The sequence below is a fragment of the Rhodococcus sp. T7 genome (genome assembly GCF_009872365.1).
Classification (GTDB): domain Bacteria; phylum Actinomycetota; class Actinomycetes; order Mycobacteriales; family Mycobacteriaceae; genus Rhodococcus_F.
The window spans coordinates 123718-148923 of the sequence record NZ_WXYH01000111.1; the positions used below are offsets into that span (position 1 = coordinate 123718).

At 70.0% G+C, this 25206-nt stretch carries 10 protein-coding genes; 3 read left to right on the top strand and 7 right to left on the bottom strand.

Annotated features, from left to right (window positions below; genetic code table 11):
- Positions 1–15: 15 nt before the first annotated feature.
- Positions 16–909 (top strand): LysR family transcriptional regulator, encoded by an 894-nt coding sequence (locus MLGJGCBP_RS14060; RefSeq protein WP_160096288.1) that lies wholly within the window; start codon positions 16–18, stop codon positions 907–909.
- Positions 910–1053: 144 nt separating this feature from the next.
- Here MLGJGCBP_RS14060 and MLGJGCBP_RS14065 read toward each other — a convergent pair whose 3' ends face one another.
- From MLGJGCBP_RS14065 to leuA, 4 genes are all read right to left on the bottom strand, one after another.
- Positions 1054–1434 (bottom strand): SHOCT domain-containing protein, encoded by a 381-nt coding sequence (locus tag MLGJGCBP_RS14065; RefSeq protein WP_087557191.1) that lies wholly within the window; start codon positions 1432–1434, stop codon positions 1054–1056.
- 165 nt (positions 1435–1599) lie between these two features.
- Entirely contained in the window at positions 1600–7086 is a 5487-nt protein-coding gene (locus MLGJGCBP_RS14070; RefSeq protein WP_087557192.1) for an ATP-binding protein, read from the bottom strand.
- 416 nt (positions 7087–7502) lie between these two features.
- Positions 7503–9242: an aa3-type cytochrome oxidase subunit I gene (gene ctaD, locus MLGJGCBP_RS14075; RefSeq protein ID WP_160096290.1), complete on the bottom strand. Its 1740-nt coding sequence runs from the start codon at positions 9240–9242 to the stop codon at positions 7503–7505.
- Between the two features lie 170 nt (positions 9243–9412).
- Entirely contained in the window at positions 9413–11221 is a 1809-nt protein-coding gene (leuA, locus tag MLGJGCBP_RS14080) for a 2-isopropylmalate synthase (RefSeq protein WP_087557195.1), read from the bottom strand.
- A 204-nt stretch (positions 11222–11425) separates the two neighbouring features.
- On the opposite strand from leuA, the gene MLGJGCBP_RS14085 reads away from it, so the two are divergent.
- Both MLGJGCBP_RS14085 and MLGJGCBP_RS14090 read left to right on the top strand, forming a co-directional pair.
- Positions 11426–12433 carry a hypothetical protein gene (locus MLGJGCBP_RS14085; RefSeq protein WP_160096292.1) on the top strand — a complete coding sequence of 336 codons (1008 nt, stop codon included), beginning with the start codon at positions 11426–11428 and terminating at the stop codon, positions 12431–12433.
- 1 nt (position 12434) lies between these two features.
- Positions 12435–12785 (top strand): hypothetical protein, encoded by a 351-nt coding sequence (locus MLGJGCBP_RS14090; RefSeq protein ID WP_072938185.1) that lies wholly within the window; start codon positions 12435–12437, stop codon positions 12783–12785.
- 90 nt (positions 12786–12875) lie between these two features.
- On the opposite strand, the gene MLGJGCBP_RS14095 is transcribed toward MLGJGCBP_RS14090, so the two are convergent.
- From MLGJGCBP_RS14095 to MLGJGCBP_RS14105, 3 genes are all read right to left on the bottom strand, one after another.
- Entirely contained in the window at positions 12876–13841 is a 966-nt protein-coding gene (locus tag MLGJGCBP_RS14095; RefSeq protein ID WP_160096294.1) for a pirin family protein, read from the bottom strand.
- 133 nt (positions 13842–13974) lie between these two features.
- Positions 13975–14388, bottom strand: a complete 414-nt coding sequence (locus tag MLGJGCBP_RS14100) for a DUF732 domain-containing protein (protein WP_160096296.1) — start codon at positions 14386–14388, stop codon at positions 13975–13977.
- Between the two features lie 94 nt (positions 14389–14482).
- On the bottom strand, positions 14483–25060 hold the full coding sequence (locus MLGJGCBP_RS14105; protein WP_160096298.1) for a type I polyketide synthase: 10578 nt from the start codon (positions 25058–25060) through the stop codon (positions 14483–14485).
- Positions 25061–25206 lie beyond the last annotated feature (146 nt).

A 25206-nucleotide genomic window follows, 5' to 3' on the forward strand; every position in this document is an offset into this window, starting at 1 on the left:
ATGTAGTTTTGTTACATGGATGCGACCCGGTTGCGCGTGCTCCGAGAGCTGGCGGACCGCGGGACGGTGGCGGCGACCGCGCAGGCGTTGTCGATGACGCCGTCGGCGGTGTCGCAGCAGCTCAAGATCCTCTCGCGGGAGGCCGGGGTGACGCTGCTCGAACCGGCAGGCCGCCGGCTGCGGCTCACCGATGCCGGTCAGGCCCTCGTCGTCCGCGCCGACGACGTGGTGGCCGCCCTGGACCGCGCGGCGGCCGAGATGAGCGCCTACCGCGGTTCGCCACGCGGCCGGGTACGGGTGGCGCTGTTCCCGTCCGGTGCCGCACTGCTGCTGCCCGGACTGCTGGACGCGCTCGCGGGCAGCGGGGTGGACGTGCAGGCGCGTGACGAGGACCTGCCGGCGGCCGCGGTGCCCGCCCTGCTCGCCGATTACGACGTGGTGCTGACCCATCGCGACGAGCGGGCCCCCGACACGTCTTCGCCGCGGGTGACGGCCGAGCCGCTGATGCGCGAGCCCATCGACCTGATCCTGCCGCCCGGCCATCCGCTCGCCGGACAGGACGCGGTCCGGCCGGACCAGCTGGCGGACGAGAGGTGGATCAGTGTGCGCGGCGGGTTTCCCGTCGACGACGTGCTGATGTCGGTGGCCGCCGCGACCGGTGTGCAGCCGCACGTGGCGATGCGCATCAACGACTTCCGGGTCATCGAGGAACTCGTCGCCGGCGGTCACGGCGTGGCTCTGCTGGCCCGGCACGCGGTGACCAGCCGCGCGGTGGTTCAGCTTCCCCTCGCCGGGGTCCGTGCGGCCCGCATCTACGAACTGGCGCGCCGACCCGCGGCCGACGACATTCCCGCCGTCGCCACCGTGCTGCAGGCGTTCCGGGACGTCGCGGGCCGGATCGGGGAGTGAAGGAGCGGATCGCGGACTGAACGGGCCGGATCGGGGACTCAGCGGGCCGGAAACGGAAGAAGGTCCGCCGGGCAGGCGGGCCTTCTTCGGGGCGGGCGCTCAGCTGCCCAGTGCTCAGCTGCTCCGTGCTCAGCTGCCCAGTACTCAGCTGCTCAGCGCCTTCGCCTTCAGCGTCTCGTATTCCGCCTGCGTGATGGTGCCTGCATCGAGGAGGCCCTTCGCGTCCGCGATCTGCTCGGCCGAGGATTTGCCCGCGACGGAACGGATGTAGCTGTCCTGCGCCTGCTTCGCCTCCTGCGCGGCCGCCATCGAGCGCTCGGCCATGCTCTTGCTCCGGGTGATGAGGTACACGAGCGCGGTCAGCAGCGGGACGAAGAACAGGAAGACGATCCAGATCGCCTTCACCCAGCCCGACGTCTTATGGTCGCGGAACAGGTCGGTGATGATGGAGAACAACAGGATCAGGTAGGCCACGAAGCCGAAGGTGACGATGATCACCCAGAGAAAGTCCCAGAAAGAGTCCATAGCAGCGCTCCATTCACAGTCGAATTCACTCTGCGCTGACTATCGCACCGGGTCGGGGCGCCCGCGTCATCCGAAACAGGTGAAATGCGGCGGTGCAGAGCCCGGCTCCGTGAAACACCGAACGGCCGCGACACCAGGTAGGTGCCGCGGCCGTTCGGGTGGGGACTACTTGCCGGCTTCGACCGCCCGGCGCATGCCGCGCTCGACCGCACCGATGATGTACGGACGCAGCTCCACGGCGGGGATGACGGCGTCGACGGAGCCGACCCGCTGTGCCCGCTGGATGTTGTGCACGGCCTCGAACTCGGCCGCGACCTCACCGAGCTTCTCGTTGCGCACCGCAGCCTGCTGGGCCGCCAGTTCCACCCGCAGGTGAGCCTGCTGGGCGTCGTTCTGGGCGCCGGCCAGGTTGGCCTCGAGCTCCCGGATCGACGGGTCCGCCGCCACCCGCGAGTTGACCTCACGGGTGAACACGACGGCCGCGGCGGGGGCACCACCGAGGACCGAGGCGAACGAGCCCTCGACCGCCAGCACCTCCATGTTGTCGTTCAGTGCTCCGGAGAACACCACGAACGCGCCACCGTGGTAGCGGGAGACGACGCAGAACACGATCGGGCCGTCGAAATTGACGATGGCGCGGCCGATCTCGGCACCGTACTCGAGCTGGATGTGGCGCAGCGAGTCCGGGGAACCGTCGAAACCGGACAGGTTGGCCAGCACCACGAGCGGCCGGCTGCCGCTGGCGGCGTTGATCGCCCGGGCCGTCTTCTTCGACGACTGCGGGAACAGCGTGCCCGCGGTCCACTGGTCGGGACCGTTGGCCGGCGACCATCCCTTACGGGCGATGGCGCGCGACTCGATGCCGATGACGCTCACCGGGTATCCGCCGAGGTGTGCGTCGAACACGACGGACGTGTCGGCGTCGGCCATGTCGGCCCACCGCTCCAGCACCGTGTGGTCCTGGTCGACGAGTGAACGCATCACCGTGCGAATGTCGAACGGCTTCTTGCGTTCCGGGTTCGTCTCCGCGGAGAAGATGTCGCCGACCGTGGTGAAGTCGCTGGACGGGTGGATGTGCGGGAAGGACCGCACGTCGCGCCCGATCGGGTCGCTGGTCTGCGCCCGCCGCGGGAAGCGTTCTCCGGCAACGACGTACGCGTGGTCGTAGTGCGCGAACAGGATCTCGCACGCGGCGGGCAGGTTCGGCGCCCAGTACTGCGCCTCACCGTTGGGGCCCATCACGCGGTCGTAACCACCGATGCCGAAGTTGTCCTCGGCCGAGACGCCACCCGAGTAGTCGAGCGAGTTCTTGCCGGTGAGCACCATGGCGCTGTCCGGCGTCATGACGAGGATGCCCTTGGTGTGCATCAGCATCGTGGCTTCGGCGTTCCAGTACGGCTGCGCACCGACGTTGATGCCGGCCACGATCACGTTGACCTCGCCACCGTCCTGCGTGAACGTGATGAGGCGACGCAGACCGCGCGACACCCAGTCCATGTTCTCGGTGCCGCTGTCCATGGAGATCGTCGCGCCGGACGACAGCGCGAACCACTCGACGGGAACACCCAGCTTCTCGGCCAGGTCGACACCGGCGACGAGGCGGGCGCACTCGGCTTCCGCCACGGTGCCCAGAGCCTTCGTCGGGTCACCGAACAGCGCGACGCGGGTCATGCCCTCGGGGTGCCGGTCGGTGCGGGCCGTGACCAGACCGACGACGAGGCCGGCCTTGTTCTGGCCGTACGGACGCTCGACGGGCACCAACTGGCCCGACTCGTCCAGGTCGTGCTCGACGAAGCTGCCGTCGCGGCCGGTGAGCAGCGGGATCAGCTCGTACGGGTAGACGGTGCCGCGGGCACGGGAGCTGCGGACCTTCTGCGTGTACGCGTCGAGCGGCTGCAGCGGCTCGGTCGGCGGTTCGGTGACCTTGACGACCACACCTGCGCCGGTGCGGTAGGAGAAGCGCAGAGCCTTCTCCCGCGACTCCGTGCCGGGCTCGCCCTGGAGGCGGGCGATCACGGTGATCTCCTCGAGGCCGGCGCCCGCGGTGAGCGGTGCCGCGACCCGGGCGAACGCCTCGAGATCCTCGACGGGGACGTCGATCTTCGGCCACACGTACAGCACGACGCGGTTGGCGTCGAGCTTGCGCTTGCTGCCGCGCGTGGCCTGCGCCCGGCGGATGCCGTCGAGGCACGACTGCAGCACACGCTCGGCCGCGGGAACACCGACGACCTGGCCGTCCTCGTTGCGGACCGGCGTGATGTCACGGACCTCGGCGAGCGCGATGAGGCGCTCGTCGGTGGGGTTGTCGCGCGAGACCAGGTTGAACAGGAACGTCTCGGCGGACGCGGGGAGGCGGGTGCCGTCGAAGTTCTTCAGGCGCCACAGGTCGAGTCGCTGACCGGTGAGCGGGTGCATGTCCCGGATCAGCTTCTCCTCCGCGAGGACGCCAGCGTCCGGGCGGTAGGTGAACTTGCGGACGTCGACGTCGGTTCCGCCGAAGACGGACACCGTGACGCGGCGGCAGGTCGCGGCCAGCGGCAGCGCCGTCAGTGCCTTCCGCAGGTCCTCGGACATGGTGTCCGGGTCGGCGGGCGGCGCGGTCCACGACAGGTAGAGGTCGAGGACGAGGTTCTCGGGGTTCTCCGAGGCGACGGCACCGATCTCGTCGAGCGCGCCGGGCAGTTCGGCGTACTCGGCGACGGCGGAGACCAGGTTCAGGCGCTCGCCGAGCAGGTCGAAGTTGCCGGTGACGAAACGGCGTCCGTTGCGTTCGAAGGACGTGACGTCCTCGAGCGTGCGGATGTCGTAGTAGCGCCGGGTGACGACCTCCAGCAGCGGGCCGACGGTCGTGCTCTTGCGCGCGATCCGCTGTCCGAGGAGCTCGGTCAGCGACTGCGGGGTGGCGACCAGGGCTTCGAGGCGTTCCTGGTAGTCGCCGGCGGCGGGGTTCTCGGCGAGGTACTCGAGGCTGCCGCGGACACCGTCGTACACCTGCTCGCGGGCCTTGCGGATCTGCGGCTCGTCGAAGAAGCGGAACCGCACGTTGCGGGCGACGTTGCCGATGACCGGGTAACGGACCTGGGTGGCGGTGATGAGCCGGTCCAGGACCTCGCCGAGTCCGCTGGGTGCGCGGCCGGGAGCGTTGCCCTCGTTCAGCCACCGGTCGAGCAGGGCGGCGATGACGGGAACCTGGTTGTCCATGCGCTGCTGCGCGAGGAACAGGCGGTAGACCGCCTCCTCCAGCTCGCCGGTGCGCTCGAGGTCGGTGACGTCGTAGTGACGCAGCGCCCGCGACAACCGGGTCGTGAACGACTCCGGCAGGCCTTCGAGTTCGACGTCGAGGGTGTGCAGGTAGGTGTGGAAGTGCTCGCGCGGGCTGTGGACGCGCTCGTCAGCGTCCTCCTCGGCTGCGGTGGGACGGTTACGTCCGATCTCGCAGATGTCCGCGAACGTGTTCAGCAGGGCGAGTTCCGCCTGCACCAGATCCGCGTCGCCCGCGATTTCGGAGCGCAGCTTCTCGTAGTCGGCGAGGAGCACGCCTGCCCGCTTCGCGCTGACGTCGTAACCGGTGAGCAGCGCGGCGAGCGCGTCGATCTGCTCGAGGGCGTCGGTGCGGACGTCGCCCTTCGAGGCGGGGACGGCGACCTCGAATTCGACGCGCGGCGACTTCGGAGCGGTGGACTCCTCCGCGGTCTCCTCGACGCGCAGCAGTGCGGTGCCGGCGTCGACCTGGGAGTTGACCATCGCGAGAACTTCGCGGACCCGGCCTGCGACGGGCGCACGGACGGCGGTCTCCATCTTCATGCTCTCGAGGACGACCAGCGTGTCGCCGACCTCGACCTCGTCGCCGACGGACACGGGCACCGCGACCACGACTGCGGGAGCGGGTGCGCGGACGACGCCGGCCTCGTCCTGGCTGATCTGGTGGCTGATGCCGTCGACCTCGACGAGGTACTGGGCGCGGCCGGCGACCGACACCACGTGGTGGCGGCGGGTGCCGACGACGAGGCGGCTCTCGAATTCGCTGAGCCGGTCGACCTCGACCTCGACGTCGGGGCTGTCGCCGTCGACGCGGTAGCTGTGGGCGCCGACCTGCGTGACGGTGAGGCCGTAGGCCTGACCCTGGTAGCTGAGCTCGACCTTGCGGCCGATGGCGTGACCGGCGCGGGGGCGTCCACCGCGAGCGGAGGAGAGGAACGCCTCGCGCTCGAGCTTCTCCTCGGCGTCGTAGACGTCGATGGCGGCGGCGATCAGTGCGACATCGGCCACCTTGGTGGGCGTCGTGACGCTACCGACGCCGGTGCGGTCGAGCCAGCCGGTGTCCGCGGACGCGGAGATGACCTCTTCGCGGTCGAGCAGTTCGAGGAGGAACGACTTCGTGGTGGTGCCGCCCTGCAGCACGACGGTGGTCTCGCGGAGCGCGGTGCGCAGACGCGCGAGGGCCTCGGAGCGGTCGCGACCCCAGGCGATGACCTTGGCGACCATCGAGTCGTAGTCGGGCGGGATGACGTCGCCCTGGGCGATGCCGGTGTCGACGCGGAGACCGCTGCCGAGCGGGAACTTGAGCAGCTGCACGGCGCCGGGTGCGGGAGCGAAGCCGTTGGCGGCGTCCTCCGCGTTGAGGCGGGCCTCGACGGCATGACCGAACTCGGGCGGGCAGTCGCCGACGAGCGGCTCGCCGCTCGCGACGAGGATCTGCAGCTTCACCAGGTCGATGCCCGTGGTGGCCTCGGTGATGGGGTGCTCCACCTGCAGGCGGGTGTTGACCTCGAGGAACGTGAACGTCTTCTGCTCGGGCTGGTACAGGTACTCGACCGTGCCGGCGCCGCGGTAGCCGGCGGCGCGCACGAGCTCGGCGGAGACGGTGCGCAGGTGGTTCGACTGCTCGGCGGTGAGGAGCGGGGAGCTGGACTCCTCGATGACCTTCTGGTTCTTGCGCTGGATGGAGCAGTCGCGCACACCGGGAGCCCAGACGTTGCCGAAGTTGTCGGCGATGACCTGTACCTCTACGTGGCGTGCGTCGGTGACCAGCCGTTCGATGAACACGACGGGGTCGCCGAAGGACCGCTGGGCCTCACCCTGGGTGCGTTCGAGCGCGAGTTCGAGCTCGTCTTCCGACCACACCTTGCGGATACCACGGCCACCGCCGCCGGAGCGGGCCTTGATGATGAGCGGGTAGCCGATGGCCTGGGCGTGACGACGGGCGTCGGCGCGGGTGGCGACGGGGCCACCGCTCCACGGCGCGACCGGGACCTCTACCTTCTCGGCGAGGAGCTTGGCCTCGACCTTGTCGCCCAGCAGGCGCATCGCTTCGGCGGGCGGGCCGATGAACGTGATGCCGAGTTGCTCGCAGACCTCGACGAACGCCGGATCCTCGGCGACGAAGCCCCAGCCGACCCACACGGCGTCGGCCTTGCTCTCGCGCAGCGCGCGGGCCAGCTCGGCGTGATCGAGGTAGGCGGTGCCGGTCTTGACTGTGCGCAAGCACACACCTTCGTCGGCCTGCCGGACGAACATCGCGCGACGCTCGGCCTCGGTGTGCAGGGCGATCGTGCGGATGCCGTAGTTGTGCTCGGCGTTCAGTTCGCGCACCGCACGAATCAGGCGGACGGCCGCCTCGCCGCGGTTCACTATCGCTATTCGCTTGAACATCTGTTATCGCTCCGTTTCCGTAAAACTCATTGATCCGCAGAGTGTTTCGATGGCCAAGGCCATGTCCGCCGAGGACTGGGTGCCGCCTTCGCGGACACGTGCACCCCTGCACAACCCACTTGACTTCCTCCAGGGGCGCCCCGAACGCGATCGTCGAACCTGCGTCGTTGCAGGGCCGATGCTCGGGGAATGCGAGCATAACGTCGAAAATATGTACCCGCGCGTAACTTCTGCGAGGCCCGGATCGGCTTGTCAAGTCTTCAAGGACTTGCGTGTCGACCCTACGAGAGAGTAAGAAGGCCGGAATTCCGTCGAGCTGGGCGTCCTTCGGCAAACTATCTGCAACCCGTTGTCACGGAGTCGGTTTCGTCCGGTTTTTCGAGATGTTCTCGCAGACGGGAACTTTCACACGGAAGTTACTGAGGGTTCACCTTCGGTTCGGCGGTGGCCGGTTCGGTCGCGTGCGCCACCGCGCCCCGCAGGCCCACGTGCGCCTCGCGGTGCATCCGGTCGACCATGTGCGGATAGTGCAGTTCGAACGCAGGCCGCTCGGAGCGGATGCGCGGCAACTCGGTGAAGTTGTGCCGCGGCGGCGGGCAGCTGGTCGCCCACTCCAGGGAGTTGCCGAAACCCCACGGGTCGTCCACGTTCACCACCTCGCCGTACCGGTAGCTCTTGAAGACATTCCAGACGAACGGCACCGTCGACGCGCCGAGGACGAACGCGAACACCGTCGACACCGAGTTGAGGACGGTGAAGCCGTCCGAGGGCAGGTAGTCGGCGTAGCGGCGCGGCATCCCCTCCGCTCCGAGCCAGTGCTGGACGAGGAACGTGCCGTGGAACCCGGTGAACGTCGTCCAGAAGTGCCACTTGCCGAGGCGTTCGTCGAGCATGCGTCCGGTCATCTTCGGGAACCAGAAGTAGATGCCGGCGTACGTGGCGAACACGATCGTCCCGAACAGCACGTAGTGGAAGTGGGCGATCACGAAGTAGCTGTCCGTCACGTGGAAGTCCAGCGGCGGGCTCGCGAGGATGACGCCGGTGAGGCCGCCGAAGATGAACGTGATGAGGAAGCCGAGCGAGAACAGCATCGGGGTCTCGAACGTCAGCTGACCCTTCCACATCGTGCCGACCCAGTTGAAGATCTTCACCCCGGTCGGCACCGCGATCAGGAACGTCATGAACGAGAAGAACGGCAGCAGCACCGCGCCGGTCGCGTACATGTGATGCGCCCACACGGCGATCGACAGCGCCCCGATGGCGATCGTCGCGTAGACGAGCCCGCTGTACCCGAACACCGGTTTGCGGCTGAACACCGGGAAGACCTCCGTGACGATGCCGAAGAACGGCAGCGCCACGATGTACACCTCGGGGTGGCCGAAGAACCAGAACAGGTGCTGCCACAGCAGCACGCCGCCGTTCGCCGGGTCGTACAGGTGCCCGCCCAGATGCCGGTCGACGAACAGGCCCATCAGCGCGGCGGTGAGGATCGGGAACGCCACCAGGATGAGGATGCTGGTGACGAAGATGTTCCACGTGAAGATCGGCATCCGGAACATGATCATGCCCGGCGCCCGCAGGCAGATGACGGTGGTGATCATGTTGACACCGCCGAGGATGGTGCCGAGGCCCGACAACGCCAGCCCCATGATCCACAGGTCGGCGCCGACCCCCGGGGAGTGCAGCGTGCTCGTCAGCGGCGAGTACGCCGTCCAGCCGAAGTCCGCGGCGCCGCCCGGGGTGACGAACCCCGCGATCGCGATGGTCCCGCCGAACAGGAACGCCCAGTAACTGAACGCGTTGAGACGCGGGAACGCCACGTCGGGCGCGCCGATCTGCAGCGGCAGGATGTAGTTGGCGAACCCGAACACGATCGGCGTCGCATACAGCAGCAGCATGATCGTGCCGTGCATCGTGAACAACTGGTTGTACTGCTCGTTCGACAGGAACTGCAGACCCGGGACGGCCAGTTCGCCGCGGATCAGCAGCGCCATCAGACCGCCGGCCATGAAAAATGCGAACGACGTGATCAGGTACAGAATCCCCAGGTCCTTGGGGTCCGTCGTCGTGATCATCTTGTAGAAGAAGGCGCCCTTGGGGCGACGCCGGGCCGGATACGGACGGACCGGACGATGCTGTTGAAATGCCAGATTCACGACGCCCCCCGAAGGGTCCGAGGCGGTTCGGGTCCGGTGTGGACTCCGTTACCAGGGTAGTCACCCGGTGCCCGGAGAGCGGCACTTTCGCACCCCGAAACAAGGCCCGGAAACGACGCTGCCGCAGGTGCGCGTGATGCGCGCCTGCGGCAGCGGTGGTGCGGGAGCGGTCAGTGCGCCCGGTTGACCGCCGAGACGACGGCGCGCAGCGACGCGGTGGTGATCGACGTCGCGATGCCGACGCCCCAGACCACGGTGTTCCGTCCGTCGGGAGCGGTCACGGCGCACTCGACGTACGCGGCGGCCTGGGCGTCGTCGCCCGCCGACATGGCGTGCTCCGAGTAGTCGAGGACCCGCACGTCGAAGTCGATCGTGGCGAGCGCGTCGACGAACGCGGCGAGCGGGCCGTTGCCCGAACCCGAGATCTCGTGCTCCTTGCCGTTGACCTTCACCGTCGCGGTGATCGAGTCGGTGCCGCCGTCCTCCTCGGCCGCGGTGACCTTCTGCTTCATCCGCTCGAGCGGCGTGATCGGAGCCAGGTACTCCTCGTGGAAGACGTCCCACATCTCCTTGGGCGACACCTCGCCGCCCTCGCCGTCGGTGATCCGCTGGACGGCCTGCGAGAACTCGATCTGCAGGCGACGCGGCAGCACCAGTCCGTGATCGGCCTTCATGATGTACGCGACGCCGCCCTTGCCGGACTGCGAGTTGACGCGGATCACGGCCTCGTACGTGCGGCCCACGTCCTTCGGGTCGATCGGCAGGTAGGGGACCGCCCACAGGATGTCGTCGACGTCCGCGTCCTGCGAATCGGCGTCGAACTTCATCGCGTCGAGGCCCTTGTTGATCGCGTCCTGGTGGCTGCCGGAGAACGCGGTGTACACGAGGTCGCCGCCGTACGGGTGGCGCTCGTGGACGGGCAGCTGGTTGCAGTACTCGACGGTGCGGCGGATCTCGTCGATGTTCGAGAAGTCGATCTGCGGGTCGACGCCGCGGGTGAACATGTTGAGCCCGAGCGTGACCAGGCAGACGTTGCCGGTGCGCTCGCCGTTACCGAACAGGCAGCCCTCGATGCGGTCGGCCCCGGCCTGGTAGCCCAGCTCGGCGGCGGCCACACCGGTGCCGCGGTCGTTGTGCGGGTGCAGCGACAGGATGACCGAGTCGCGGCGGGCCAGGTTGCGGTGCATCCACTCGATGGAGTCGGCGTACACGTTCGGCGTCGCCATCTCGACGGTGGCGGGCAGGTTCAGGATCACCGGGTTCTGCGGCGTCGGCTGCAGCACCTCGGTGACGGCGTCGCACACCTCCTTGGCGTACGCCAGTTCCGTGCCGGTGTACGACTCGGGGGAGTACTCCCAGCGCCACTGCGTGTCCGGGTACTTCTTCGCCTCTTCGAGGGCCAGGGTCGCCGCGTCGGTCGCGATCTTCTTGATCACCTCGCGGTCGGCCTTGAACACCACCCGGCGCTGCAGCACGGACGTCGAGTTGTAGAAGTGGACGATCACCTTGTTCGCGCCCTCACAGGCCTCGAACGTGCGCTTGATCAGTTCCGGCCGGGACTGCGTGAGCACCTGGATGGTGACGTCGTCCGGGATCGCGCCGTCCTCGATGATCTCGCGGACGAAGTCGAAGTCCGTCTGGCTCGCCGACGGGAAGCCGACCTCGATCTCCTTGTACCCCATCCGCACCAGCAGTTCGAACATGCGGCGCTTGCGGGCGGGGCTCATCGGGTCGATCAGTGCCTGGTTGCCGTCACGGAGATCGACGGCGCACCACTGCGGGGCGCGGTCGATGATCTTGTCGGGCCACGTGCGGTCCGGCAGCGACACCGGCTCCACTTCTTCGGAGAAGGAGCGGTAGCGGAACGTCGGCATCGACGAATTCTTCTGCGTGTTCCATTCCGGCTGATCGGAGGGAGCAGGCTTGGATGGCGGCGTGATGGTGCGCGATCCGGAGGTAAAGGCGTCAGCGGGGGACATGGGATTGATCTCCAGGTTCGATGTGGACTGTGGGGAGTCCAACGGCTGTGTCGACCGGCGCACGAAAAACCCCGCGACGGGAAGCCAGTCTGGATCAGACCCCGTCGCGGCAACCAAGGAGGAGTGCGCGCTGCATACTCAGCACTGTACTCCGGGCACCGTCGTCCGCGTGCCGGGGTTCGAAGTCCGAGTGAGGAGAGAGCGGTGGGCCGCAGCGCGACGGTGGTATCACCGCTGGTGGCCGCCGTTTTTGCGATGGTGCTGGTGTCGTGTTCCGGCGTCGTCGCGGGGGCGCCGAGCGTCGCGGGGGAAGGTGAGCCGATCTACGGCCTGCCGGTCAGCGAGCACACCCGCGCGGAGTTGGCCGTCGCCGCCGCGGCCCGCGACCTCGCACCGTGCGGACTGCTCGACGGGGATCTGGTCGCCGCGTTCGGGCAGGTCACCGCGTACGGACCCGTCGGCGATCTGTCGACCTGCCACGCCGAACTGGTGCCTGCGCGCGGCACCCCCGCCAACCCCGTCTGGGTCGAGGTGACGGTGGGTGAACGCGAAACCACGGAGCGCACCGGCGCGGGGGAGGCGGCGTCGGGAATCGAGGTGCGTTCCGCGGCCGGCGCACTGCCGGGCACGTGCACCCTCTACTTCTCGCTGCCGCCGGTCCCGGACGCCGCCGCCCCCGGTCGCTGGGGTCATGTGTCGTACCTCGACGGGGCCGGCGGGACGGGCGACTCCGCGGCCGGGGACGACTGCGCGGAGGCTCGGACGGTACTCGGATCGGTCGTGGGCAGGCTGGGGTCGCCGGTGTCTGGACCGTCGGATATTCCTCTTGCGCAACAGGATCCGTGCCGGGTGGTCGAGAAGCTGTCCGTCGAGACGTTCACCCCCGGCAGCCGCCCCTTCGAATGCCTCCTGACACTCCGCGGCGGCGCCGAGGCGTCCGTGCAACTGGCGCTGTCGCCGGAACCGTCGCAGGCCGGCGGCCCCGAAACGGTCGAACTCGACGGCAAGCCGTTCACCTACTTCCGGGACGCGATCGAATGCCACTACTACTTCTATCCGGGGTCCGTGTTCGACACGAACCTGCCGTCGAGTCCGGTGAGCGAACGGGACAAAATCGGCAACCGGCTGACGGCGTCCGTCGCGGCGTCCGCACCTAGCTGCGACGACGCGGAAACGCTGGTGCTCGCCGCGACCGAAGTGTTCGACTACTGAGATGAACACACAGGTCGATGTCGCCCGGGCCTACCTGGACGCGTTGCTCAGCCACGACGGCAACTCGGTGCCCATCGAACCCCGGGCCGTGCGATACGAGATGGGGCTGAAGACGGCGTTCTCCGGAAATCACCTGCGCCGAAGCCTGTCCGGCGGTCCGCAGTACCGGGTGATCCGGTCGATCCGCGACTGCGTGTGGACGGTCGACGGCGACGACGTCACCGTCGACTACCTCCTCGACGCCGGACTCCTCGGCCGCACCCTCGCGACGGTCCGGGTGGTCGAGACGTTCCGGATCCCGCCGCATGACCTGCGCATCCACCGCATCGACGCGAAGATCCGGCGCCCCTGAGCGGTAGCTTCCGATCGGGCTGTCGCGCTGGGACTTCCGGCACGTGAGTGGCAAAGTGTGCTCCCGCACGCTTTGCCACTCACGTACCCGTCAGGCGAGTGTTTCGTGCGCTGCGGGAACGGAACCCAGGCGGCCGGCCTGGAAGTCCTCGAACGCCTGCAGCACCTCGGCCTTGGTGTTCATGACGAACGGTCCGGCCATCGCGACGGGCTCGCGGATCGGCTTGCCGCCGAGGACGAACACCTCGAACGACTCGGTCCGCGAATCCTGCGTGTCGGCCGCGGCGATCGTCAGGGTGTCACCGCGCCCGAAGACGGCGGTCTGACCCATGCGGATCGGCCGGCGCTCGGATCCGACGAGTCCGTCGCCCGCGAGGACGTAGGCGAGCGCGTTGAACTCGGGGTTCCACGGCAGCGTCAGGCTCGCACCCGGCGCGACCGTCGCGTGCACGAGGCTGATCGGCGTGTAGGTGGACCCGGGACCGTGGTGACCGCCCACGTCACCGGCGATCACGCGAACGAGGGCGCCGCCGTCGGGCGAGGACAGCAGGGCCACCTTCGCGCCGGTGATGTCCTGGTAGCGGGGTGCGGCCATCTTGTTGTCGCGCGGCAGGTTCACCCACAACTGGACGCCGTGGAACAGGCCGCCGCTCGTCACCAGGTGCTCGGGCGGGGTCTCGATGTGCAGGATGCCGCCACCCGCGGTCATCCACTGGGTGTCGCCGCCGCCGATGGTGCCGCCGCCGCCGTTGGAATCCTGGTGCTCCATGATGCCGTCGATCATGTAGGTGACGGTCTCGAAGCCGCGGTGCGGATGCCACGGTGTGCCCTTGGGTTCACCGGGTGCGTAGTCGACCTCGCCCATCTGGTCCATGTGGATGAACGGGTCGAGGGCCGACAGGTCGATGCCGGCGAACGCGCGGCGCACCGGGAAGCCTTCACCCTCGTACCCGACGGGTGCGGTGGTGAGCGAACGGACCGGGCGGTCGACGGCGCCGGGAGCAGGTGCGTCGATACGCGGCAGGGCAAGGATGTTGTCGACCGTCACGGCTGGCATGGGGTGTCTCCTCGTACTCAGGTAATTGATTGTTCAACTACTTCATGCTGTGTAACACCCGCGGGGGAAATAAATTCCCCGTGCGCCTTTCTGGTAGCTGCAGCAACCAGAAAGGCGCACGGGCGCGAAGCGCCTAGTTGAGGACGTTCTCGTGGTCCGGGCAGTACCGCGTGATCGCGCCGATGATGTACGGGTAGACGCCGTCGTTGGTGAGCATCGGCGTCCACTCCTCACGCACCTGGTCGAGGGGCTTGCCCGCGTCGAGGGCGGTGCAGATCTCGCCGGCCTGATGCACCGCCAGGTCGTCGTCGGTGACGGTCTGGTTGTTCGCGCGCAGGTAGGCCAGGTAGTCGGCGGCCGTCTGCGGGTCGTCGGCGACCGCGAACACTCGGCTGCCGGGGGCTGTGGCGGCGGTCGTCCGCGCCGCCACGGACGCCGAGGCGGACGTGGTCTCGGATGCTGAGGTGTCGGTGTCGCCACCACCGCAGGCGGTGAGGAGTGCCGCGGAGCAGACGGTGAGGGCGGTCAGAGCAAGGGTGCGGCGCATGGGGCGTGTGATTCCTTTCGAGGCCTGTGACGGCGACGATCGTATCGCCTGCGGGGCCGGTGTTCCCGGCGGCGATCACCCACGCTGTTCCCGGTCAGAGACCGCGGTCGATCAGGTCCAGGATCTCCTCACTCGTCGCGGCGTGAATCTTGTCGACCGCGGCGGCATGCGCGTCGTCGGACGTTCCGACCTCGGCGAGGAGGCTTCCGAGGCGTTGCGCGATGGCCGACCGCGCCTCGGCGTCGTCGCCGAGTTCGGCGATGGTGGCGCGCAGCCGGTCGACGTCGGCGAGCGCCACCGACATCGGATCCGGGACGAGTTCCGAGCGCAGGAACTCGGCGACGGCCCGCGGGCTCGGGTGGTCGAACACCATGGTCGGCGGCAACCGCAGTCCCGTGGCGGCACCGAGATGGTTGCGGAGCGCGACGGCCGCGAGTGAATCGAAGCCGAGTTCCTTGAACGCCTGATCCGGGTCCACCGAGTCCGACGCGTCGTAGCCGAGCACCGTGGCGGCCCCGCCCCGCACCAGGTCGAGCATCAGGTGCCGCTGCTCGGGGATCGACAGGTCGGCGAGTCGCTGCGACCAGTCCGACGGCCCCGACCCGTTCGGCCCGGTCACGACCGAGTCCGATCCGGCGGCGTGCGGGCGCGACTCCCGGATCAGGCCCCGCAGCGGCGGGGGAACGTACGGTGCGGCCGAACCGGAGTGGTCGAACCGCGCGGCGGCGACGGTGGGGGCACCCGCGGCCAGCGCGCTGTCGAACAGGGCGAGGCCGTCCGCTGCGGGCATCGGCACCATCCCACTGAGACGGGCGCGGGCGAGGTCGATGGCACCGAGGTTGTCGGTCATGGCGCTCGGTGTCGCCCACATGCCCCACGCGATCGAGAGCCTAGGCAGCCCGAGCGCGTGCCGGTGATGGGCGAGGGCGTCGAGGAACATGTTCGCGGCCGCATAGTTCGCCTGCCCGGGAGCGCCGAGGACGCCGGCGAGCGAAGAGAACACGACGAACGCCCGCAGATCGCTGTCCGCGGTCAGCCGGTGCAGATTCCAGGCTGCGTCGACCTTCGGCCGCAGGACCGTGTCGAGTCGCTCGGGTGTCAGCGACGCCAGGGTGCCGTCGTCGATCACCCCTGCCGCGTGGACCACCGCTGTCAGGGGATGCTCGGACGGTATCCCCGCCAGCAACCCGGCGACCGCCGACTCGTCCGCGGTGTCACATGCGACGATGCTCACCTCGGCGCCCAGATCGCTCAGTTCGCGGCGCAACCGGTCGCTGCCCTCGGCGCCGGGTCCGCGCCTGCTGGTCAGCAACAGGTGCCGGACTCCGTGCTCGGTCACCAGGTGGTGGGCGACCAGAGACCCGACCGTCCCGGTGCCGCCGGTGACGAGCACGGTGCCGCCGGGATCGAACGTCGTCGGCTCGTCGACGGCGGGCATGCGCCGCAACCGCGGTGCGCACAGCGTGCCGTTCCGGGCCGCCACCTGCGGTTCCCCGCTCGCCAGTGCCGACGTGATCGCGGCCTCGGCGTCCGACGCGTCGTCGAGGTCGATCAGTACGAACCGGTCCGGGTTCTCGTTCTGCGCGGAGCCCACCAGGCCCCACACCGCCGCGGCCGCGAGGTCGGGACGGGCGTCGTGGTCCTGCCCGTCGTCGGTGACCATGGCGTTGCGGGTCACGATCACGAGCGGGTTGTCGGCGAACGTCTCGTCGTCCTGCCAGTCCTGCAGCAGTCGCAGCACCCGCGCGCACAGTTCGTGGGTCGCGTCCGGACCGTGGTCGCCGTCGGTCGCGCACCCGACGAGCACCGTCCACGGACGCCGGTCGTCTTCGTCCGGCCCGGATTCCATCGCGGTCCGCAACGACTCCAGGTCGGGACACCCCGGGAACGTCGAACCGATACCCGGGTCGCCGAATCCGTCGGAGCCGAGAACGACCACCGGTCCGCGCGGCCCGGACGGCGCGGCCTCCACTCGGATCCAGGCGGTCCGGTGCAGTCGCAGCGGAGCCGGACGGCCCCCGTCGACCGTCCTCTGCACCACGCGCAGCGCCTCGACGGTCAGCACCGGCTCACCGGCGGGGTCGACGGCGGTGATGCGATGCCGTCCGTCGTCGCCGGGTGTGAACCGGGCGGTCACCGCGTCCGCACCGACGCTGTGCAGACGGATCCCCGACCAGGTCTGCGGCCGGCCGTCCCACCCGAGGAGGGGTTCGATCGCGGCCTGCAGCAGCACCGGGTGGATGCCGAACCCAGACGTGTCGACGCCGTCCCCGAGCCGCACCTCGGTTTCGGTGTCGACCGGATCCTGTTGCGGCACTGCGGTGGACGAGCCGACGACGTCGTCGATTTTCGCCGACGCGTTCCGAACCCAGCTGTCCGGGCTGTCGGTGTCGCCCGACTTCGACGACACGGTGACGGTGCGTGCCCCGGTGGTGTCCGGCGGCGACACGAGGACGCGGATCGAGGCCAGCCCCGACGTCGAGAGGACGAGCGGGTGGTGCAGGGTGAGTTCGTCGATGTGGTCGAGGCCGACGTGGTGGGCCGCGTGCAACGCGAGTTCGACCGGCACCGCGGGCAGCACCGTCTGTGCCTCGCTCGCCGACGGGGAGTCGCCGTCGTCGACCGGCGGTGGCACGAGCCAGGGGTCCCGGTGCAGCGACAGCTGTCCGGTGAACAGGGTCGCGTCGTCGTCGAGGGTCACCGCGGCACCGAGCAGCGGATGATCGGACGGGGTCAGTCCCAGTTCGGTGGGATCGCCGGTGTTCCGGACCGATGCCGTCGGCCAGTAGGAGCGGCGCTGGAATGCATACGTGGGCAGGGCAACCCGGCGCCGGCCGGGCAGCACCCGATCCCAGTCGACCGGTGCGCCCTGCACGTAGGCGGCGGCGACCGCCGCGATGATCCCGTGCGCCTCGTCGTCGGTCCCGGGAAGCGTGGCGATCGTGTTCGGCACGACCTCGGCGGCGAGTGCCGCCAGGGTTGCGCCGGGACCGACCTCGACGAGGCGGGTGACGCCGAGTTCGTCGAGGGCGCGCACGCCGTCGTGGAACCGCACCGTGTGCCGGATGTGCCGGGTCCAGTAGTCCGGCGACACGAGTTCCTCGGCGGTGGCGACGCGTCCGGTGACGTTGGAGACGACCGGGATCTTCGGTTGCTGCGCCGACAGTTTCGACAGGACGGCGGTGAACTGGTCGAGGATCGGATCCATCAGGGTCGAGTGGAAGGCCCGCTCCACCCGCAGGCTCGTGGTCTTCAGTCCGGCGGCGGACAGTTCGGCGGCGACGGCGTGCACGTCGCGTTCGCCGCCGGCGAGAACCACGGATTCGGCGCCGTTGACGGCCGCGAGATCGACACGACCATCGATCCGCGGCAGGATGTCCTCCTCGCGTGCCCGGACGGCGATCATCTGACCCGGTTTGGTGGACTGCATCAACCGTCCGCGGTCACCGACCAGGGCGGCCGCATCGGGCAGGCTGAACACGCCCGCGACGTGGGCCGCAGTGATCTCGCCGATCGAATGGCCGATGAGGTAGTCGGGGGTGATGCCCCACTCCCGCAGCAGCCGGTACAGCGCGACCTCGATCGCGAACAGCGCCGGCTGGGTGTATTCGGTGCTGTCGAGTTTTGCGCCGTCGTCCTCGTCCCAGATCACTTGCCGTACCGGGGTTTCGACATGCTCGTCGAGGACGGAGCAGACCTCGTCCAGTGCCGTCGCGAACACCGAGTAGGCGTCGTAGAGGCCACGGCCCATCCCGATGCGCTGCGCGCCCTGGCCGGTGAACATGAACGCCGTCTTGCCGCGGGCGCTCGTCCCGGTGACGACGTTGCCGCCGGGACGCTCCGTGACGATGCGGGCGAGTCCGTCGCGCAGGTCGTCCAGCGTTTCCCCGATCACCGCGGCGCGGTGCGTGAAACCGGATCGGGTGGTGGCCAGCGAGTAGGCGAGGTCGGCCGGGTCCGGGAGTTCGGTCTCGTTCGTGTCGAGGAATTCCGCCAACCGGGTTGCCTGCGCGCGCAAAGCGTCCCCGGTCTTTCCGGAGAGCACCCACACCAGTGGCGACGCCGACGGCGGCGAGATCTCCGGCGGCGCGTCCTCGGGTGGCTGTTCGAGGATCATGTGCGAGTTGGTGCCGCTGATCCCGAACGACGACACGGCCGCCCGCCGGGGCCGCCCGGTTTCCGGCCAGGCCACCGCTTCACCGAGCAGCGACACCTCCCCCGCGGTCCAATCGACGTGCCGGGTGGGGACGTCGCCGTGCAGGCTCGGGGGCAGCACCCCGTGCCGCATCGCCATCACCATCTTGATCACGCCCGCGACGCCCGCCGCCGCCTGCGAATGGCCGATGTTCGACTTGACGGAACCGAGCCACAGCGGACGGCCCTCCCGGCCCTGCCCGTACGCGGCGAGCAGCGCCTGCGCCTCGATCGGGTCGCCGAGCGTGGTGCCGGTGCCGTGTGCCTCGACGGCGTCGATGTCGGTGGGGCCGAGCGCGGCATCGGCCAGCGCCTGACGGATGACACGTTCCTGGGACGGTCCGTTCGGGGCGGTCAATCCGTTGGACGCCCCGTCCTGGTTGACCGCGGATCCACGGACGATCGCCAGCACCCGGTGCCCGTTGCGCCGGGCGTCGCTGAGCCGTTCCAGCACCACCATTCCCGCGCCTTCGCTGAGGCCGGTGCCGTCGGCCCGGTCGGAGAACGGCTTGCAGCGTCCGTCCGAGGCGAGCCCACGCTGGCGGCTGAACTCGACCAGCACACCGGGTGTGGCCATCACCGTCGCCCCGCCGGCGAGCGCCAGCGTGCATTCACCGTCGCGCAGGGCCCGCGCCGCGAGATGCATGGCCACCAGCGACGACGAGCACGCCGTGTCCACCGTGACCGCGGGACCGGTGAAGCCGAGCGTGTAGGAGATCCGGCCGGACGCCACGCTGTTGCTGGTCCCGGTCATCAGATAACCCTCGGCGTCGACATTGCGCTGCGTCATCAGGTGGAACCCGTAATCGCCGCCCATCAGCCCGACGAACACACCGGTGTCGGTGAGCCCGGGCGCGGTCGGCTGGATCCCGGCCTGTTCCAGGGCTTCCCACGCGCTTTCGAGGAGCAGCCGGTGCTGCGGGTCCATCGCGATCGCCTCACGCGGGCTGATGCCGAAGAACGCGGCATCGAATTCGTCCGCGTCGTAGAGGAACCCGCCCTCCCTCATGTACGTGGTGCCGGGCCGGTTCGGGTCGGGGTCGTAGACCTCGTCGAGATTCCAGCCCCGGTTGTGCGGATATTCGCCCACCGCGTTGTGGCCGTCGCGGACGAGTCGCCACAGGTCCTCCGGGCTGTACACCTTGCCCGGGTAGCGGCACGCCATCCCGACGATCACGATCGGGTCGTCGTCCCGCCGGGCCCGCGCCGGGCCTGCCGGCTGCGGAGCCGCGTCGTCCCCGAGCAGGCGGGCCACCAGTTCCTGGGTGAGCGCGTCCGCGGTGGGATGGTCGAACACCACCGTCGCCGCCAGACGCACACCGGTGGCGGTCGCCAGCTGATTGCGCAGTTGCACCGCGGTCAGCGAGTCGAAACCGAGTTGCTTGAAGGCGCGTTCCGGGTCGATCGCCTCCTTGCCTTCGTGACCCAGCACGGCCGCGACGTGGGTGGTGACGATGTCGAGCACCCGGCTGTGCCGCTCCCCGGGGTCCAGCGCCCGCAACTCCTCGGCCAGTCCGGTCGGGGAATCGGCGGCAGCGGCGCGGCGACGACGGACCCCGAGCACTCGGCGCAGGATCGGCGGCAGCGACTCGCCCTCGGATCGGGAGGCTCGCGTCGACAGCCGGACCGGCACGATCAACGGCCGGTTCACGGCGAGCGCGGCGTCGAACAGCGCCAGCCCCGCCTCCGGGCTGATGGTGTCGATGCCGTTGCGCTGCAACCGGTCCAGGTCGGCCGCATTCAGATGCGACGTCATCCCGCTGGGCCGGTCCCACAGCCCCCAGGCCATCGACGTCGCGGGCAGCCCGCGGGCCCGACGGTGCTGTGCGAGCGCGTCGAGGAAGACGTTCGCCGCCGCGTAGTTCGCCTGTCCCGCGCCGCCGAGCACGCCCGCCGCCGAGGAGAACAGCACGAACGCCGACAGGTCGCGGTCCCGCGTGAGGTCGTGCAGATGCCAGCCGCCGTCCACCTTGGGGCGCAGAACCGCGTGCAATTGCTCCGCGCTCAGGGTGGCGGCGGTGGCATCCTCGAGCACGCCGGCGGCGTGGATCACGCCGGACAGGTCGGGAATGCCGGCGAGCAGCGCGGCCACCGCGTCGCGGTCGGCCACGTCGCAGGCGACAGCGTCGACCTCCGTTCCCGACTCGGCGAACTCGGCCCGCAGTTCGGCCGCCGCCTCGTCGTCGAGCACACGCCGGCCGGTCAGCACGAGCCGCCGCACCCCGTGCTGCGCGACGAGGTGCCGGGCGATCAGCCTGCCGATGGTGCCGGTGCCGCCGGTGATCAGGACGGTGCCGTCCGGGCCGAACGTGGCGGGATCCTCGTCGGGCGCGGCCGTCGCGGGGGTCACCGCGGCGAGCATCGGCGCCAGCAGCACCCCGTTCCGGACGGCCAGCTGGGGTTCGTTGCAGGCCAGCGCCATCGACAGCAGCGCGGGATCGGAGAGTTCACCGGCCGCCGCGTCCAGATCCACCAGGGTGATGCGGTCCGGATGCTCGTTCTGCACCGCGCCGATCAGCCCCCACGCGGGCGCCGCGGACACGTCGTCGACCGGTTCGTCGTCGCGGACCGCCACCGCGAGGCGCGTCGTGACCAGCAGGCGGGTCTCGGCCAGCCGATCGTCGCCGAGCCAGGCCCGGACCGCCCGCAGCGTCGACTCCGCGGCGGCGTGCGACCGGGCGGGCACGTCCGCCTCGTCGCCCGGTGCGCGGTCGAGCCACAGCACGCGACCGTCGGGGTCACCGCCCGCGAGCGCCTCGTCGAGCGGCATCAGATCCGTCGGAGAAGCGCTCGACGCACCCACCGGCATCCACTCCACCCGGTACAGGCTGTCGCGGACCCGGGCCGCGGGCACACCCGCGTCGCCGAGCGGCCGCAGGGCCAGCGATTCGGCGGTCAACACCGGTCGGCCTGCCGCGTCGTACGCGGAGACCCGGTAGCGCTCGGGTCCGGTCGTGGTGACGTGCACGCGCAGCGCGGTGGCGCCTACGGCGTGCAGTTGCACCCTGTCCCAGGCGAACGGCAGCCGGATGCCGGTGTCCGCAGCCCCGAGCGCAATCAGGTGCAGCGCCGCGTCGAGCACCGCCGGATGGATCCCGTACCCCGCGACCGCGGCGGCCGGGTCCTCCCCGCTCAGCCGCACCTCGCCGTACAGGTCGTCGCCGCGGCGCCATGCCGCCTTCAGACCGCGGAAGGCCGGGCCGTATTCGTAGCCGGCGTCGTCGAGCACGTCGTACAGGCCGCGGACGTCGATCGGCGTGGCCTCCGCGGGCGGCCACTGCTGTTCGAGGGCGTCGGCGGTGTCCACGGCCACCGTGAGCGTGCCGGTGGCGTGCCGGGTCCACGGCGTGTCCGGCGCGGCATCCGCGGGCCGGGAGTGCACCGACACCGTGGAACGGCCCGCCTCGCCGTCGGCGAGCACGCTCACCTGCAACGCCACCTCACCCTCGGCGGGAATCACCAGGGGCGCCTCGATGGCGAGTTCCTCGAGCCGCCCGCACCCGACGCGGTTCCCCGCGTGCAGGGCGAGTTCCACGAAAGCCGTGCCCGGCAGGATGACCGTGCCCTCGACGCCGTGATCGCTCAGCCAGGGAAGGCGTTGCGGCGACAGCAGTCCCGTGAACACGGCGCCCCGGCCGTCGCCGAGTTCGACCGACGCGGCGAGCATCGGGTGCCCGCCCGCCTCCATGCCCGTGGACGCGAAATCGCCCTGCGGGACCGGGCTCTCCAGCCAGTAGCGGCGATGCTGGAAGGCGTACGTGGGGAGGTCCACCCACTGCTGCCGGTCGTCGTGCCGGGCCCAGCCCACCCGGTCCCACTCCACGTGCAGTCCGTGGACCTGCGCCTCGGCGAGCGCGGCGGTGAACTGCCGGAGCCCCGCGCGGTCGCGGCGGATGGTGCCGACGGCGCGGCCGGCGACGCCCGCCGCGTCCAGGGTTTCCTGCAACGCCACCGTGAGGACGGGGTGGCTGCACGACTCGACGAACAACCGGTACCCGTCCGCGGCCAGCGATCTCGTCGCCTGCTCGAACCTGACTGTCCGTCGCAGATTCCGGTACCAGTAGTCGGCGTCCAGCGCGGTGCCGTCCAGCACGCCACCGGTCACCGACGAGTAGAACGGGATCCGCGACCGGCGTGGGGTGATCGACGCGAGGACGTCGAGAATCGGCTCCCGCAGCACGGACACGTCCGCACAGTGCGACGCGTATTCCACCGCGATCCGCCTGGCCTGGACACCGTCGCCCTGCAACTGTGCGATCAGCAGGTCGAGGGCGTCGACGGGGCCTGATATCACCGTCGCGGACGGACCGTTGATCGCCGCCACCTCGACGGCTCCGGCCCAGGGCTGAATCTTCTCCCGCACGAGGTCCGCGGGCAGCGTCACCGACGCCATCCCGCCGCCCCGCTTGGCCGACGCGCCGATCACCCGGCTGCGGGCCGCCACGACGAGCGCCGCGTCGGACAGGCTCAGCGCCCCCGCGACATACGCGGCCGCGATCTCGCCCTGTGAATGCCCGACGACTGCCGCGGGTTCGACGCCGTGCGAACGCCACAGCCCGGTGAGCCCGACCATCATCGCGAACAGCGCCGGTTGCACCACGTCGACCCGGTCGAGCGCGGCGGGATCGCGGTCGCGCAGCACGTCCAGCAGCGAGAAGTTGGTGTACGGAGCCAGCGCTTCGGCGCACTCCCGCACGGTGTCCGCGAAAACCGGTGACGTGTCCAGCAGTTCGGTGGCCATGCCCACCCACTGCGAACCCTGGCCGGGGAAGACGAACACCGGCCGGTCGCCGGCCTCCAGCGCCACACCGGTGACCACGTCGGCGCTGGGCGCGCCGCGGCTGAGCGCGTCGAGGCCGTTCAACAGCGCGTGGGGTTGTGCGCCGATCACGGCGGCGCGGTGGTCGAACGTGGCACGGGAACCCAGCAGGGCGCCGGCCACCGCGGCGGGTGTCAGGTCGGGGTGGCCGCTGACGTACTCGCGTAACCGCTCGGCCTGGGCGCGCAGTGCGGGCTCGGTGTGTCCCGACACGAACCAGGCGACGACTTCGTCAGGGGGACGCGGCGGTTCGGCGTCCGACGGTTCGATCGGCGGCGCCTCCTCCAACACGACGTGAGCGTTGGTGCCGCTGATGCCGAACGACGAGACCGCGGCCCGGCGGGGACGGTCGGATTCGGGCCACTCCCGGTTCTCGGTGAGCAGCGACACCGCACCGGCGGTCCAGTCGACGTGCGGGGTGGGCCGGTCGACGTGCAGCGTTTTCGGCAGGACGCCGTTCCGCATCGCCATGATCATCTTGATCACCCCGGCGACGCCCGCGGCCGCCTGGGTGTGCCCGAGATTCGACTTCACCGAGCCGAGCCACAGCGGCCGGTCGGCGGGGTGCTCGCGGCCGTAGCCGGCCAGGAGGGCGGACGCCTCGATGGGGTCGCCCAGTTTCGTGCCGGTGCCGTGCGCCTCGACCACGTCGACGTCCCCGGGCCCGAGTCCCGCATTCGCCAGCGCCTGCGCGATCACCCGCTCCTGCGCCTGCCGGTTCGGTGCGGTCAGTCCGTTGCTGGCGCCGTCCTGGTTCACCGCGCTGCCCCGGATGACGGCCAGGATCCGGCGACCCTTGCGTTCCGCGTCGGACAGCCGCTCCAGCGCGACCATCCCCGCGCCTTCACCCCACGCCGTGCCGTCCGCCGCGGCGGAGAACGCCTTGCACCGCCCGTCGCGGGCCAGTCCGCGCTGACGGCTGAACTCCACGAACACCGCGGGGGTCGCCATGACCGTCGCCCCGCCCGCCAGCGCCAGTTCGCATTCGCCGCTGCGCAGCGCCTGCATGGCCAGGTGGATGGACACCAACGACGACGAACACGCGGTGTCCACCGTGATCGCGGGACCGTTCAGTCCGAAGCTGTACGCCACCCGGCCGGACGCGACGCTCATCGCGTTGCCGGTGATGAAGTAGCCCTCCAGGTCCTCGGGCGGCATGCCGCCCGCCCGCGCCGCGTAGTCGATGCCGGACAGCCCGGTGAAGACGCCCACCTGCCTGCCGTGCACCGACCGCGGGTCGATGCCGGCGTGCTCGAACGTCTCCCAGCTCGTCTCCAGGAGAAGCCGTTGCTGCGGGTCCATCGCCAATGCCTCGCGCGGCGAGATGCCGAAGACCTCGGGGTCGAACCCGGCGGGGTCGTCGAGGAAACTGCCCTGCACCGTGTACGTCTTGCCGGCCTGCTCGGCCTTCGGGTCGTAGAGATCCGCCAGGCCCCAGCCGCGGTCCTCGGGGAAACCGGCGACGGTGTCCGACCCCGACTCGACCAGCCGCCACAGGTCCCGCGGCGAACGCACACCGCCGGGGAACCGGCAGCCCATGCCGATGACGGCGATCGGTTCGCGGCTCACGCCCTCGACCTCACGGAGCTTCTCCCGCGCCTGATAGAGGTCCGCGGTGACTCGTTTCAGATAGTCGAGGAGCTTCGCCTGATCGGCCATACGAGGTCCTATCCGAGATCCGCCGTACGTAGCGCGGAAACCTCGATTGTATCCGCCGACACGATGCGGATGGAGCGGTCTGAGCTTCGCGCCGACGACCGATCTACCTGGTCAGCTCGGCACGCCAAGGGGATACCCAGCGGCGC

Excerpts from the sequence above, each read along its gene's own strand:
- MLGJGCBP_RS14100 (WP_160096296.1), bottom strand. The coding sequence starts at position 14,388 with ATGCGCCGCACCCTTGCTCTGACCGCCCTCACCGTCTGCTCCGCGGCA.
- MLGJGCBP_RS14065 (WP_087557191.1), bottom strand. The coding sequence starts at position 1,434 with ATGGACTCTTTCTGGGACTTTCTCTGGGTGATCATCGTCACCTTCGGC.
- MLGJGCBP_RS14090 (WP_072938185.1), top strand. The coding sequence starts at position 12,435 with ATGAACACACAGGTCGATGTCGCCCGGGCCTACCTGGACGCGTTGCTC.
- MLGJGCBP_RS14070 (WP_087557192.1), bottom strand. The coding sequence starts at position 7,086 with ATGTTCAAGCGAATAGCGATAGTGAACCGCGGCGAGGCGGCCGTCCGC.
- leuA (WP_087557195.1), bottom strand. The coding sequence starts at position 11,221 with ATGTCCCCCGCTGACGCCTTTACCTCCGGATCGCGCACCATCACGCCG.
- MLGJGCBP_RS14095 (WP_160096294.1), bottom strand. The coding sequence starts at position 13,841 with ATGCCAGCCGTGACGGTCGACAACATCCTTGCCCTGCCGCGTATCGAC.
- MLGJGCBP_RS14060 (WP_160096288.1), top strand. The coding sequence starts at position 16 with ATGGATGCGACCCGGTTGCGCGTGCTCCGAGAGCTGGCGGACCGCGGG.
- MLGJGCBP_RS14105 (WP_160096298.1), bottom strand. The coding sequence starts at position 25,060 with ATGGCCGATCAGGCGAAGCTCCTCGACTATCTGAAACGAGTCACCGCG.